General features: G+C 39.3%; 13 protein-coding genes. 6 read left to right on the top strand and 7 right to left on the bottom strand.

Annotated elements, in window-relative coordinates:
* Positions 1 to 395 precede the first annotated feature (395 nt).
* The gene (locus tag A9239_RS19540) at positions 396 to 554 is read right to left on the bottom strand and encodes a hypothetical protein (RefSeq protein WP_155396504.1); all 159 of its coding nucleotides are present in this window, start codon (positions 552 to 554) and stop codon (positions 396 to 398) included.
* A gap of 404 nt (positions 555 to 958) precedes the next feature.
* Between A9239_RS19540 and A9239_RS20500 the strand changes: the two genes are divergently transcribed.
* The 4 genes from A9239_RS20500 (at position 959) to A9239_RS11755 (ending at position 4,533) form a co-directional block, all read left to right on the top strand.
* A complete protein-coding gene (locus A9239_RS20500; protein WP_230669002.1) occupies positions 959 to 1,234 on the top strand; it encodes a hypothetical protein in 276 nt (91 codons plus the stop codon).
* A complete protein-coding gene (locus A9239_RS20495) occupies positions 1,234 to 1,455 on the top strand; it encodes a hypothetical protein (RefSeq protein WP_230628821.1) in 222 nt (73 codons plus the stop codon). Before A9239_RS20500 ends, A9239_RS20495 begins: the two co-directional genes overlap by 1 nt.
* A 617-nt stretch (positions 1,456 to 2,072) precedes the next feature.
* Positions 2,073 to 4,001, top strand: a complete 1,929-nt coding sequence (locus A9239_RS11760) for an SWIM zinc finger domain-containing protein (protein WP_048154257.1) — start codon at positions 2,073 to 2,075, stop codon at positions 3,999 to 4,001.
* A 352-nt stretch (positions 4,002 to 4,353) separates the two neighbouring features.
* On the top strand, positions 4,354 to 4,533 hold the full coding sequence (locus tag A9239_RS11755; RefSeq protein WP_048120359.1) for a 4Fe-4S binding protein: 180 nt from the start codon (positions 4,354 to 4,356) through the stop codon (positions 4,531 to 4,533).
* Between the two features lie 99 nt (positions 4,534 to 4,632).
* Here the strand turns inward: A9239_RS11755 and A9239_RS11750 are convergent, their stop codons facing one another.
* The 3 genes from A9239_RS11750 to A9239_RS11740 all read right to left on the bottom strand — a co-directional run bounded on the left by A9239_RS11750 (position 4,633) and on the right by A9239_RS11740 (position 7,162).
* Positions 4,633 to 5,109, bottom strand: coding sequence for a DNA-deoxyinosine glycosylase (locus A9239_RS11750; RefSeq protein WP_048154254.1), 477 nt, complete (start codon positions 5,107 to 5,109; stop codon positions 4,633 to 4,635).
* Positions 5,110 to 5,324: 215 nt separating this feature from the next.
* On the bottom strand, positions 5,325 to 6,116 hold the full coding sequence (locus tag A9239_RS11745; RefSeq protein ID WP_048120363.1) for a winged helix-turn-helix domain-containing protein: 792 nt from the start codon (positions 6,114 to 6,116) through the stop codon (positions 5,325 to 5,327).
* A gap of 191 nt (positions 6,117 to 6,307) precedes the next feature.
* Positions 6,308 to 7,162 carry a winged helix-turn-helix domain-containing protein gene (locus A9239_RS11740; protein WP_048120365.1) on the bottom strand — a complete coding sequence of 285 codons (855 nt, stop codon included), beginning with the start codon at positions 7,160 to 7,162 and terminating at the stop codon, positions 6,308 to 6,310.
* A gap of 914 nt (positions 7,163 to 8,076) precedes the next feature.
* On the opposite strand from A9239_RS11740, the gene mtaC reads away from it, so the two are divergent.
* Positions 8,077 to 8,853, top strand: a complete 777-nt coding sequence (mtaC, locus tag A9239_RS11735; RefSeq protein ID WP_048120367.1) for a methanol--corrinoid protein MtaC — start codon at positions 8,077 to 8,079, stop codon at positions 8,851 to 8,853.
* Positions 8,854 to 8,863: 10 nt separating this feature from the next.
* Positions 8,864 to 10,252, top strand: coding sequence for a methanol--corrinoid protein co-methyltransferase MtaB (mtaB, locus tag A9239_RS11730; RefSeq protein ID WP_048123305.1), 1,389 nt, complete (start codon positions 8,864 to 8,866; stop codon positions 10,250 to 10,252).
* 1,213 nt (positions 10,253 to 11,465) lie between these two features.
* On the opposite strand, the gene A9239_RS11725 is transcribed toward mtaB, so the two are convergent.
* From A9239_RS11725 to msrB, 3 genes are all read right to left on the bottom strand, one after another.
* On the bottom strand, positions 11,466 to 12,110 hold the full coding sequence (locus A9239_RS11725) for an HAD family phosphatase (RefSeq protein ID WP_048120369.1): 645 nt from the start codon (positions 12,108 to 12,110) through the stop codon (positions 11,466 to 11,468).
* A gap of 115 nt (positions 12,111 to 12,225) precedes the next feature.
* A complete protein-coding gene (locus A9239_RS11720) occupies positions 12,226 to 12,414 on the bottom strand; it encodes a hypothetical protein (protein WP_048154252.1) in 189 nt (62 codons plus the stop codon).
* Positions 12,415 to 12,489: 75 nt separating this feature from the next.
* Positions 12,490 to 12,936 (bottom strand): peptide-methionine (R)-S-oxide reductase MsrB, encoded by a 447-nt coding sequence (gene msrB, locus A9239_RS11715; protein WP_048154249.1) that lies wholly within the window; start codon positions 12,934 to 12,936, stop codon positions 12,490 to 12,492.
* Positions 12,937 to 13,210: the final 274 nt, after the last annotated feature.

The following is a 13,210-nucleotide window of genomic DNA, read 5'->3' as shown; positions in this document are numbered from 1 at the left end:
GTTTTAAATTACCAGCCTGGACCAGGAGAATTTAAACCTCAATATCGAGAAAAAAGCTCTTAAATGAAAAATAATTAATCTTGATCCCACTTTAAGCCTGCTTATTTTTCTTATGCATTTGTTTTCCTGGTTTAGTATAGTGGCTTATTCATAATTAGTAAACTGAGAGTTTGAGTTTATCCGGCGACTATTTGTTTTTGGTTCAAAATCTGTTTTCGTAGACCATCACGTTAGACCATCATGTAATGAAAAGAACTATTTATAATTTCATTTGTTACTTCCAAGGTAATTGTACTCTTTCAGAGAGCTGTCTACGTTTTCTCACATTCTACAACAATATTAAATTTTGTGATGCTTCCTGTCCTGACCTTATCGGCTTTCATTGAACTGTTTCATCAGAATGTTTCCGGCATAATATCTATTTCTTTCGACATCTCATTAACATACTTTCGATATCCTACAAGTTCTGCAATCAGGTAATTTCTTGCTTCAGACAACTCACGGATAAACGCATTCCGACGAGAAAGCATTGCTGTAGCATCGGTTACTGACATTTGATCTTTCTATTCTTTGAAGTAATCTCGTGAAAGAGATTCTATGGCATCTCTAAGTTTACACAATGTATCTTTCATTAAAAAATCACATTCTTCTATTGAATTTGTAATATATTCTTCAGTATATTCGCTTGTATTCTGATTCTTTTCAAATGCTGTATATGAAGAGTGCATCACTATACTTGCTGTTTCATCAATTGTTATATATTACTATCCAATGGGAAGTTAGCCATAATATAGAAATATATTACAATATATACAAAGTTTTCCATGGATTCGATTCAAATTTAAGTCATCTATCAAAGCAAAATGTTGTAACAAGATGAGGGTAATATATTAATTGGGCACCAGAAGGATTTACTAATGAATTTTTAGACTTTCTTTAGCTTCCTCCATTGCCGGACTTGAGAGATTACACAGAAGGAACAATAGAAGATACCAAAATTCCCGAAATGGCAGAAAAACTCGGTCTCCTATCCTCCAAAAAGAAATCTAAAGTTCCTGAGCTGCCCACGTTGGTAGATCTTAGAAGCTGGTGTTCACCGATTGAAAATCAGATGGATCTGGGTTCTTGTACTGCCCACGCGAGCGTAGGAGTGATTGAATACTTCCAGAGTCGGGCCTTTGGAAAATACATGACGGATCAAGGCTTTTTGTTTACAAGACGACAAGAAACCTGATGGGCGTTAAAGGAGATACCGGAGCCTGGCTCCGAGATACTATGGCAGCCCTTGTTCTTTGCGGGACCCCTCCTGAGAAATATCACCCTTATATTGACAGAAAAATCCCGGGCCCGGCAGGGGAACCAACCTTTGATGAAGAAACCTCGAACTTTGTATATTCGCTTGCCGATAATTTTGAAGCCCTGAAATATTTCTGCCATGACCCACAGAGGGTATGAACACCCTGCCTTCAGATGTTCTTTTTAGCGTGAAAAAGTACCTTGCGGCAGGAATACCTTCAATGTTTGGTTTCTTTGGTTTTCCCTCTTTCAACGATACAGATGGTAAAAGGTGGAATCCCCTTCCCAGGTCCCAAAGAACAGGCAATATGGGGCCATACAGTCGTTGCTGTCGGATATGACGATGATATGAAAATCAAAAACACCTAAGCAACAAGGAAACCACTGGTTCCTTCCTGACTCGCAACTCATGGGGCACAGGCTGGGGAGATCAGGGATATGGCTGGCTGCCCTATGAATATGTCCTGAGTAAGTTCGCAGTGGATTTCTGGTCTCTTATCTCAGTGAACTGGATTGACACAGGAAATTTCGGACTTAAACTCTGACGGCTCCACACCATTGAGGCACACAATAGGGATTTAAAAACAAGTAATTGAGACCGTCTTCGATATTCAGCTCTTCGATATTCAGCAATTCTATGTCAGCTTAGTAGTTAACATCTAAAAAACAAGATTTCGTCCTCTGCAATGCTGGCTTGCAACTGGCACCTAAAACACTGAATTATATAACAGAAGCTAAAGTTTATTTTTATATTACGTTTATATAAATAATCACATATGCAAGAAGAAAGCAAAAATGCCCGGACCTTCAAGGAACTTAAATGGAGTGACCTTCAGGATTGGGCTGGAGGAAAAGCCACTGCAAAGGGGATCAAGTATCAGGAAGAGAAGCGGGTGAAAGAACTCAAATGCACTTCCTCATGCAGCCTAGTCGCGCGGGTAGAGGGAACAATAGAGTATTTCACTGAAGTTTCCCTGAAAAACGGGAAACTGAGTTCTATCTGTACCTGTCCTGTCGGGCATGACTGCAAACACGGAGTTGCAGCCGTACTTGAATATCTTGACCTTATTGAGCAGGGAGAAGATGTGCCGGTTGTTACTGAGGAAGACATCCTTATTAAAAGATCCAGACGAGGATTTGCAGGAGCCGGAGTTTCTGAAGCCTACGAGGCCGAGGCATCTCCACGGATTTTCCAGGAATATCTGGAAAAGCTGGAAAAACCGGAATTAATCGAGATACTGACAACGTTTGCAAAGAAAGATAACATGCTTGGCAGATATCTGAAGGACCGCCAGACCCTTGCCTCTGAAAATCCGGAAAGAGTTATTGGGGGTATCTATTCCGAGATGGACGAGCTATGGAGAGAATTAAAGAGTTCTGATTTCTGGACTTACGAAGGCGAAGAAATGCCTGATTTTTCAGAGGTACAGATTCGGCTGGAAAGCCTCCTTGATTCAGGGCATCCTGACGAGCTGCTCGATATTGGAAAAGAGCTTATGGATAGATATAAAGAAATTGAAGAATATGACGAAGGGGATATAGGAACACAAATCTCCGACTGCATAGATGTAGTGTTCAGGGCTTTATCCCAATCCTCTCTTTCTGCACATGAGAAAATGCTTTACGCCCTTGAGCTTGAGCTAAAAGACGATTACAACATTCTGAATGCACCCACTCTATGGAGAGAAGACCATACTCAGGAAGAGTGGATGCTATTTGCAGAAGCCCTGAAAGTCCGGTTCCAAGAAGCCGCAAAAGAAAAAGAAACAGACATCCTGTACGAGTCATCCTGGGAACGGGATTATGTTATTGACAGGCTTATCGATGCCCTGAGAAAAGCTGGTCATTCGGAAGAGATTATCCCGATCTCCGAGCTCGAAGCCGAAAGGACAGGCAATTATACAAGGCTTGTTAGAGAACTGCTCGATTCCGGGCAAAAAAAGAAAGCTGAAGAATGGATTTATAGGGGAATCAAGAAACTGAGAGAATATGATCCTGGCACCGCCTACGAGCTCTTGCAAACTCTTATTGAAATTAACGAGATAGAGGAAAACTGGTCTTTTGTAGCTGCTCTTGAAACAGAAGAATTTTTCAAATTTCCACAACTGTCCAGCTATATCAGGATGCAGAAAGCCGCTAAAAAAATAGGGAAATGGAAGGAAATCCGAGAGTCTGCCCTCCAGTATTTGAAAAACGGAAAATTGCCAGTCAACAAGCCTGAAGTTGCAGAAGAGCTTTCAATTCTTCCTGGCTCTCTCCCAAAAACAGGGCTGCTGGAATCAAGCTCGTTAAAAAAAATTAAACCTCCTGTCCTTGATCTGTTGATACAGATAGCTATTCAAGAAGATGATGCTGATGAGGTAGTTCACTGGTATGAAGAGTTTAAAAAAAGAAAAGGTGAAGCCGAGAAATCCGGACGATCCATCTTAGAAGAAGAAATTGCGAAAGCCGTAAAGGACAAATATCCTGAGGTTGCGATTGAAATCTGGAAAAACATTGCAGAAGATTTGATTTCCAAAGCAAAAGTAAGATCTTATGAAGTAGCATCAATATACCTTCGAAGAATAAAGGAGACGCTGGAATCTATTGGAAAGAAAGAAGAGTGGGAGGCATATCTTAAGCAGATTCGGGAAGTCAACAGGTTCAAAAAGAAGCTGCTTGAAATTTTGAATCGGCTGGAAAAATCCCGAATTATCAGCGAATGAAAAAAGAATGTAAAGAATATAAAGAGTATAAAGAAACTTTGTCGGTAAAATGAGGTGAGAAATTTGTACACTCAAATTTATATATATAAAATGATATAATTAAAAAATAGGTTCAGGCTAACCTGAACTTCAGACTCATATAGATTTCAGGCTTACCTGAATTTAAGACGTATCTGAACTTCAGACTAATCTGAATTTAAGACTTATTTGAACTTTAGACTTACCTGAACTTCAGACTAATTTGGACTCTAAATCCAGATGTGATTTTAAAATACTAATCTAAGGCACTGATCTGGATAGAGTAGTAGAAGAAATATATAAAAGAAGTTGGAAAAAATAAAGGAGCCATAAAATGCCAGCAAAAGTCAATAAAGAAGAGTGTACAGGCTGCGGAACTTGCGTGGACGAGTGCCCGGTAGAAGCAATCGTTATTGATGAGGAAGAAGGTTGTGCAGTTGTCGATGAAGATGAATGTGTCGAATGCGGAGCCTGTGAAGAAGCCTGCCCCAATGGAGCCATAACAAGCGAATAACCTGGAGAAGGTTGAATTCCACATTTTAAGTAGGTTCTGCAAACAAAATCCGATTATTCGGAAGAATGGGTACAAAGCTGGTCAATAAAAAAAAGTCGATCAACACTTGAAAGCTGCTTCCCATTTCGATTTTCTACTTTGTAAAGATCGCCGGTTTGCTCCGCTTGACGAAGGGAGGACTTTTGTTTCATATCCCATTACCCTCAAAATTGGTTCATACTCTCCGGATTTCTTGCCGTTAAAAAGAACCAGCTTAAGGTTCGGAGTCATATCTTTCAGCATTGAAAATTGGTTTATTTCTTCGTCCTTTATCTTTGTATCCTCGCTTCCTTCTCTTTTTCCGGCTTTGAAAACATCCCAAAGCCCTATTTTATTGCGTTTCAGGGTCTCAAGCCGATTTTGATAATTCATGTTCTGAAGGTCTTCTCTGATAATACTGCCAAGTAGTCTCCAGAAATCATTTCCCGGATGCCCGTAGTATTGATGCTTCCTTATAGAAACGTCGCTTGGAAGAGACCCAAGAATCAGGATTTCAGTATTTACGTCAATGACTGGTGGGAAACCTTGTTTTTTCATCGCTTAAATAAGCTGGAACTTAAGATTATTTCAAGCTTTGGGAACGAAAAAAACTAAATTAGCTAAAAATTGAACTGATGAAAAACTGAACTGATGAAAAACTGAACTGATGAAAAACTGAACTGATTGAAAACTGAACTGATGAAAAACTAAACTGATGAAAAAACTAGATTAGTTGGAAACTAAACTGTTTGAAAATTAAATTGGTTAAAAAATTAAATTTGAGTTATTTGTTCGGACAGGTCTTTGTAATAGTCAAAAAGTTCCTGCCCCCATACAAGGGCACTTTTCTCAAGACTTACCATCTCATGGTTATAGTACCTTCCTTCTTTAGAGATCATGGATAGGGAGATAAAGCGATCTGTAACAATACTGGAAGCAAGCTCAATTTTATGGTCGCAGACAAAAAGGTGCGCATTTTCCATGTTTAAGAACTCTTTCACATCTGCCCTGTAGTCAGAAATTAGTTTTTCACATATTTGCCTTTCCAAGACAAGTGAGACCTCAATACCTCTTTTTGCAAGATCCAGATATAGACTTGGATATCCGGGACGGAAAATTGAAGAAATCTCCATGACTGTCCTAGACTTGTAAAGGGGGTCCATAATTTCAGGAGGGTAATCAAAAATATGGGTCTTCCCAGGTAAAAGCTCTTTACAGCTACCAAGTTCTCCAATTCGGTCCAGCAATTGAGGAGGAAGAGTCCGCAAATTCTGCCTTGCCCAGTATTCATGGTTTTCGTCGAAAACCCGAAAAGTGGAGAGAAGAGGTTCCATTTTTGGGACAATAAGCTTTCCTTTTACAGAGAGACAATAACTGTCTCCTTTTTGCACCAGCAGCCCTTCTTTGAGCAGGATTCGGATCTGGGCCATTATAGGACTGGAACTGACTTGAAGCCCTTTCTTAATTTCTTCAATTGTCTTTGGCCCGTCCTTCAGGAGTAAAAGCAAATTTTTCCTCTTGTCCGAAAAAAAAATTGTATCTATTAACTGAAGTTCTGTACTCATTTAATTTAACCTCCAGAAAGGGATTCTGAAGCAATTCTGAAATTTGGTTGGAGATTCGATGATGGTTTACATCTAAACAAACTGCCTTACCAACCGCTTACAAATTGCCTAATAAACGACCTTGCCAACTGGTCTACAAACTACTTTTCAAATTGCATATAAGCAGCCTTGTAAACTGATTGCTTTATCTATCAGTGCAAGCTGAACATCATGGATTCCGGGAAAGCTTCGCTTTCGGCTGTACCAATCAAATTATCGATACATTGTTCGTTCTCGATCTGCCAGGCTCTTGATTTATAGAACTCAATAAGTTCTTTTGCCCAGATTATGGCCTCAGGTTCGGAACAGGACATATACTCGTAATAAAATCTCCCGTTGCTATCAAAGAGAGAAATTATCATTCCACGGTCTGAGACCATAAGTTCAGCCAGCTTGACCCCATCATTACATACAAAAAGCTCGGTGTTTTCCAGCGTGGCAAGTTTTCGTATCTTCTTTTCATAATTCTGCATAATTTTTTCGAGTACCGACTCAGTGAAAATAAGGGTAATATCTGACTCCAGCCTTCCAAGCCTTGTGTAAAGGGGAAGGAACTCAGGCCTGTAGAAGGACGAAAATACCATTAGATAACGTGATGAGGAAAAGAAATCCAAAAGTTCCGTACTCGGCTCAAAAATCTGGCTCGGATCGGGTTCAATCAGCTTGCAATCCTTCAGGTCTCCTATTCTGTCAAGGAGATACTTAGGAATCCCACCGAGGTCATGCTCAATCCAGTAATTGTCTCGTTCGAGTAAAGTAAGGACATTGACAAGGGATTGAACTTTTTTAAAAACCAGATCTCCCATATCTGTCAATTCATAGTTGCCATTTTTTTGAATAACAAGGTCACTGTCTGTAAGTCTTTTGATCTGGGGTAAGATAGCCGTGGGAGAAACATCAAGAAGGGTCTTAATTTCTTCCATTGTTCTTGGTTTCTCTCCCAAGAGTAAAAGGAGGTCTCTTCTTTTCTGGGAACGAAATACTACATCTATTAACTCATGTTGCATTCAAACCACTTCTATCGCGTTTTGTATTAATATAAAATCTCTGTATCATGTGACACTAAAGTCTCCGCACAAAGACAGATATAAAAAATTTAAATTTCAGTCTGACTTTATACGACCTGAATAGGAAGAAGCGTTTGTGCCATATATTGAGATTCGATATATTCATTTATATAAAAGAGTTTGGATTAATAATTTCAAACGTGAAAGCATCATATTAGCATAATTTACAAAATATTAAAATAATTTTATGCTTTTTTAAAAACGATAGCATTAGATGCACTTTGAAGTTGTTAGTGCCTTAAATGGCAGAATAATTAAGTTGTATAAAACTGAAATAGTAGAGTATGATCATTGAAATTTTTGATGGGATTTATCTGAATAATTGCATTGTTTAAACTATTTCAATATGTTTTTTATCACGCATCTAAAACTCATAAATCTAAAAAAAGTTCAGATGCTTTGAAAAGTTACTTCAAAAATTTAAGGGTAATATCTCCCGAAAAGCTGGTGCATAATATTTTAGGGTAAAACGCTTTGTAATCGATTCAAAATTTCAGACCTCTTTTTGTTTTGTAAAAACCAGAAAAAAATTTCCGTCGGTTATGGTATATGTGATAATTTCCCCTAATAATACCGTAAAGACGTGTCAGCATTAGCAGACATGCAAATTAATCAAAAAGGAAAAGTTCCGGTGAGAAGGAGAATATTCTTTTGCTGGTAGACTCTGAGTAAAATCTGGAGACAGTGTCCTGTAGAAAGGATAAATTGTAGATTTTTTCAGGGCTGAATATCCTCGAAAGAAAAGACTTCACGTAGGTAAAGCCGGAAACCCACGACACCGAACATGTCCGGGACTGCAGACCCGGAAACGGTAGCGACCTTTTTGCTAAAAACCAAAACGGAGGTTTAAAAATATGTTGGACTTTACAGAGGCAAGTCTGAAAAAGGTTTTAACCAGATACAACGTGGCTCTGGAAAAGGCATTGACGCCTGAAGAAGCCGCAGAAGAGCTCTATCCTAAAGACGAACTTATCTACCCGATCGCAAAGGCCATCTTCGAAGGAGAAGAAGATGACGTTATCGAGGGTCTCCAGGCTGCAATCGAAGCTGGTAAAGACCCAATTGCTCTTATCGATGACGCTCTCATGATCGGTATGGGCGTTGTCATAAGACTTTATGACGAAGGTGTAATTTTCCTCCCTAATGTCATGATGTCTGCTGATGCCATGCTTGAAGGTATCGAATATTGTAAGGAAAACTCTAGTGCTACTCCTAAAACCAAAGGAACCGTTGTCTGCCACGTCGCAGAAGGTGACGTTCACGACATTGGGAAGAACATCGTTACCGCTCTACTCAGGGCAAATGGCTACAATGTAGTTGACCTTGGAAGGGACGTACCTGCAGAAGAAGTTCTCGCTGCAGTTCAAAAAGAGAAGCCAATTATGCTCACAGGTACTGCCCTCATGACAACTACCATGTATGCATTCAAGGAAGTTAATGACATGCTCCTTGAAAATGGAATCAAGATTCCATTCGCATGCGGTGGCGGCGCAGTTAATCAGGACTTCGTATCCCAGTTTGAACTTGGTGTATATGGAGAAGAAGCCGCTGACGCTCCAAAGATTGCTGACGCAATCATTGCAGGAGCTACAGGTATCAAAGAACTAAGAGATGAATTCCACAAGCACTGAGGTGAGTAAAATGGCAGCAAAAAGATACACTTCAATGGCATACGCAAACGCAGACGAAATGACTTTCGGCGTATCCAAGTACCCTGTAAAGGCAGGTCTTGACCTCGAAATTGGTGCAGGTTACACTATTCCTGAAATTAATTATGCTCCAAGACCTGAAGCTGGTGCATCCAAAGAAAAGCTCATAAAGGAATATGAGAGGATCACCACTGACGTTATGGAGAGAATGGTGCAGGTTGGTTTCCCAGCAATTATCCTTGAAACCGAACACGTTCAGCAGATGTCCAACAACCCCTCCTGGGGAGCAGAAGTTGCACATGCCCAGAAAACCATTATGGAGAAATACCACGATGAATATGGCATAAAGTGCGCACTCCGCCACACCATTGGTGACATCCGTGAGAACAGAGAATTCCCGCAGCTTAGAGGTGACAAATACTCTGTCTTCCTTGAGGCATTCGAACAGTGTGCTGAGAATGGTGCAGACCTGCTTTCCGTAGAGAGCATGGGTGGTAAGGAAGTTTTCGACTATGCAGTTCTCAGGAACGATATCCCAGGTCTACTCTACTCAATTGGTTGTCTCGGCTCCATTGATATGGAAATGATCTGGACCGACATTTCCAACATTGCAAAGAAGACCGGCACTGTTTCTGCAGGTGATACAGACTGTGCACAGGCAAACACTGCAATGTTCATTGGTGGTGGGCTGCTCAACAAGAACCTGGCCCATACCATCGCAGTTATCGCAAGGGCAATCTCTGCTCCAAGATCTCTCGTTGCATACGAAGCAGGTGCAGTAGGACCCGGAAAAGACTGCGGATATGAAAACATTATCGTCAAAGCCATCACAGGTATGCCGATGACCATGGAAGGTAAAACCTCAACCTGTGCTCACTCTGATGTAATGGGTAACCTGGTCATGCAGTGCTGTGACTGCTGGTCCAACGAGTCTGTTGAGTATCACGGTGAATTCGGTGGTACAACTGTTCAGTGCTGGTCCGAAACCCTCGCATACGACTGTGCTCTCATGAACACTGCTCTTGAAACCAAGAATGACAAAGTTCTCAGGGACCTTATGATGCTCTCCGACAGATACAGAGACCCACAGGCCTATATGCTTGCATACGACAACGCATACAGAGTAGGTCAGTCGATTGTCAAGGACGGAGACAACATTTACCTCAGAGCAAAGAATGCTGCAGTCGAATGCTGCAACATTGTCGAAGAAGGTGCAGCCGGCAAGCTCGAGCTTTCCAGATTCGAAACCAAAGCTCTCGCAGACGCAAAGGCAGCCCTCGAAGCTCTCCCAGACGACATGGACAAGTTCATGGATGACTGTCTTACAAAATACAAGAATGAAGTTAAAGTCTTCCTGCCGGAGGAGAACTACGGCTTATAAGCCGAACTCTCCATTTCTCTTTTTTTCTTTTTTAAATTTGCTTCGAGTCCACAAAATCCTTAAAGTTTCGTATTATCCTGGTTTTGCATGGTTTTGCCGTTTTTCCCGTTCTATATTTATGTGTAATTCAATTTTGCATGTAAGTGCTTGCCCTTTTATTCATAAAATTTATAATCGCACTCGTCTCCTCGCTTGACCACGCCTGAACGATGTTTTCGCTCAAGCTTTTTTTGAAAAGATTTTTGCCACAACCATTGACCTGTAATCGTTGAGCCTTAACCGTTGAGCCATTTGATCACGCTGACCACTTCGTTAATTGGTTTTTCGCTCAAGCCTTTTTTGAAAAGGCTTGTGATCAAGCTGACCACTTCGTTAATTGGTTTTTCGCTCAAGCTTTTTTTGAAAAGGCTTACAGTCAAGCAACTTATAATAAGGCTTGTGGAAGCCGGGCGAGATGTTTTCCTAATTAATAAACTGATAAAAAAAGAAATGGATATATAGAATAAAATGGTAAAAATAAGATAGGTAAGGTCAAAATATAGTAAAATTAAGTTTGAGGAACAAAATATATTCTCAGATAAAGAACAAAATATATTTTTAAAACATAAGAATATATCTAATTTAATAATTATATAGAAAAAAAGAAAAAACATATATACATGAGAAGAGTATCAATAATTAGTAGCGTGGGGCAAAAAATATACGAACAGACCAAAAACCGTGCCATCAATAAGGAGTTTAAATAACTCTCCCATGTTACTCTTTCTTCCTTTAATTTCTAATTTTTAAAATGAGCGTTTTAGAGTTATAAGTTTCATATTTAATCTGTTTTTCTAGGAGAACGTTAAGGTTGTGTATAAAATAAGTACTCAAAATGATTAGCTTTGCGAATGCTCAGTTTACATACTGATTTTGATATACATTACTAGTACATTGATTCTAAAGGATGTCAAAAATGAATTTTTTGAAAACCACTGAAAGCACGAAAGACATGGAAATAAGTAGCAAGGACACTGTTTTTCCGTGGTTTTCATGTTTTTCGTGGTTGTAATATCCAGATTGAATTACGCTGAGACCGTTTTCATTTTCCGTGTTACAGAATTCCATGTGACCAGTTTCCGCAACATTTCTACAAATTCAGCAGAATTAAGGAAACGACCAGGAAAAACCATGATCATTTTGGAATATCATTTTGGAATATCATTTTGGAATATCATTTTGGAATGAGACCCTTCAGATACTTGAAAAGGGCAGCATGGTTTTCGAGCACGAGATCCGCATGCTCTATCTTTTCAGGTTCAAGCATACCCGTAACTGCAACACAGTAAAGCCCCGCCCTCTTGGCAGCAGTTATCCCCAGAGGTGCATTTTCAATTACCATGCACTCGTTTTTTGTCAGGTCAAGTTTTTCAAGGGCCTTGAGGTAAGGGTCCGGGGCCGGTTTCCCATGCTCAAGGTCACTCCCGGTAATTATGACATCAAAACAGTTAGAGAAATACTTATTGACAACTTTATTTACTGTATCATTATGCGATCCTGAGACCAGAGCGAGCTTGAAATACCGTTTCAATGCCTTAATACAGTATTGGATGCCTTCATAAGGTTTTATCCGATCAAATTCGAGAACCTCACGTTTCTTTTCAGGCAGTTTCTCGAAATGCCAGGGTTCAGGTTCTTTTTCGGCCTTTTCAAAAATTGATTTAATTAATCTTTTGTTGTTTGAGCCTTCGAGCTCATAAATGTCTTCATTGGTAATGTTAATACCAACTTCCTTGAAGGTTTTAACCCAGGCATCGGCCTGGAAACTCATGGAATCTATAAGAACTCCATCCACATCAAAAATTATTGCTTTTAACATCTATTTAATAGATTGTTATAATCTATAATAAATATTATGAAAAATAAAGTTTTATAAAATCTCTATATAGAGATTTATTAGATTGTGATAACCTGATTATTTTTTGAGCAGTTTTTCATTTTAAATACTTTTCGTACAGGATCCCTCCCAGCCAATATCCTAAGAGGGCAAAAAGGAGTGTGCCCGGAACATAAATCGAGGCTCCTAATTCCTTAATAGAAAATAATATATTGAAAAATAAAATATAGGAAATTAAGAAGACAAAAAATCCAATTATTTCAAAGTATATTTTTGCTGGTTTCAAGTATTTGAGTCTCCTCTCCCCAATCTATAAACTTATAAATCAACTTATAAATCACAAGATTTGGCTTGTTGAACTTTACTTTCTACTCTTTTTACTTCTTTCTCCGCCTTGTTTGTCTTCTTCTCCTTCTTTCTTGAAATTAAGAGAAACGGTGTTAATGCAGTAGCGTTTTCCGGTTGGTACAGGTCCGTCTTCAAATACATGGCCCAAGTGGCTTCCACAACGGGAACAGACTACTTCTATCCTGTTCATGAAATAGCTGGTGTCTTCTTTGAGCCTTACCCTGTCACTGGAAATAACATCATAGAAACTTGGCCAGCCAGTTCCGGACTCAAATTTGGTGTCCGAAGAAAAGAGTTCCTGCCCACAGGCAGCACAGGTGTAAACTCCTTTTTCCTTGTTATAGTACAGGTTGCCGGAAAAGGGCCTTTCCGTACCCTTCTGCCGCAGGACATGATATTGTTCAGGCGTAAGTACTTTTTTCCATTCTTCTTCAGATTTTTCAATCATTTTCTGTGCCATTTGTGAACCCCCTTTGTATATGAGTTAGTTGTTCCAGCGATATTACTATTGTTCGAGTCCGCAAAGATCAATTATTAGTTTGAAAGCAAAGTCAATGGTAAAATTGCATATTGGAGTAATTGGAAAAATTATTATTAGTATTATTGTTATTATTATATAAATTTAATAATTAAATTATATACGTGAAGTAAAATGATAAAAATTGAATGTTAAAATCGAGAATCAAATGAGGAGTATAATTATAGTGAATTAATTATAATATAATATAATATAA

Origin of the sequence: Methanosarcina sp. A14, assembly GCF_001729375.1 — an archaeon.
Taxonomy (GTDB): domain Archaea; phylum Halobacteriota; class Methanosarcinia; order Methanosarcinales; family Methanosarcinaceae; genus Methanosarcina; species Methanosarcina barkeri.
The sequence above is the reverse complement of the archived record's forward strand: the minus strand, read 5'-3'. Positions and strand labels throughout refer to the sequence as shown.

Coding starts and splice junctions, on each gene's coding strand:
- A9239_RS11740 (WP_048120365.1), bottom strand. CDS start 7,162: ATGCAACATGAGTTAATAGATGTAGTATTTCGTTCCCAGAAAAGAAGA.
- A9239_RS19540 (WP_155396504.1), bottom strand. CDS start 554: ATGTCAGTAACCGATGCTACAGCAATGCTTTCTCGTCGGAATGCGTTT.
- A9239_RS11745 (WP_048120363.1), bottom strand. CDS start 6,116: ATGAGTACAGAACTTCAGTTAATAGATACAATTTTTTTTTCGGACAAG.
- A9239_RS11760 (WP_048154257.1), top strand. CDS start 2,073: ATGCAAGAAGAAAGCAAAAATGCCCGGACCTTCAAGGAACTTAAATGG.
- A9239_RS20495 (WP_230628821.1), top strand. CDS start 1,234: ATGGGCGTTAAAGGAGATACCGGAGCCTGGCTCCGAGATACTATGGCA.
- A9239_RS11755 (WP_048120359.1), top strand. CDS start 4,354: ATGCCAGCAAAAGTCAATAAAGAAGAGTGTACAGGCTGCGGAACTTGC.
- A9239_RS11725 (WP_048120369.1), bottom strand. CDS start 12,110: ATGTTAAAAGCAATAATTTTTGATGTGGATGGAGTTCTTATAGATTCC.
- mtaC (WP_048120367.1), top strand. CDS start 8,077: ATGTTGGACTTTACAGAGGCAAGTCTGAAAAAGGTTTTAACCAGATAC.
- A9239_RS11750 (WP_048154254.1), bottom strand. CDS start 5,109: ATGAAAAAACAAGGTTTCCCACCAGTCATTGACGTAAATACTGAAATC.
- msrB (WP_048154249.1), bottom strand. CDS start 12,936: ATGGCACAGAAAATGATTGAAAAATCTGAAGAAGAATGGAAAAAAGTA.
- mtaB (WP_048123305.1), top strand. CDS start 8,864: ATGGCAGCAAAAAGATACACTTCAATGGCATACGCAAACGCAGACGAA.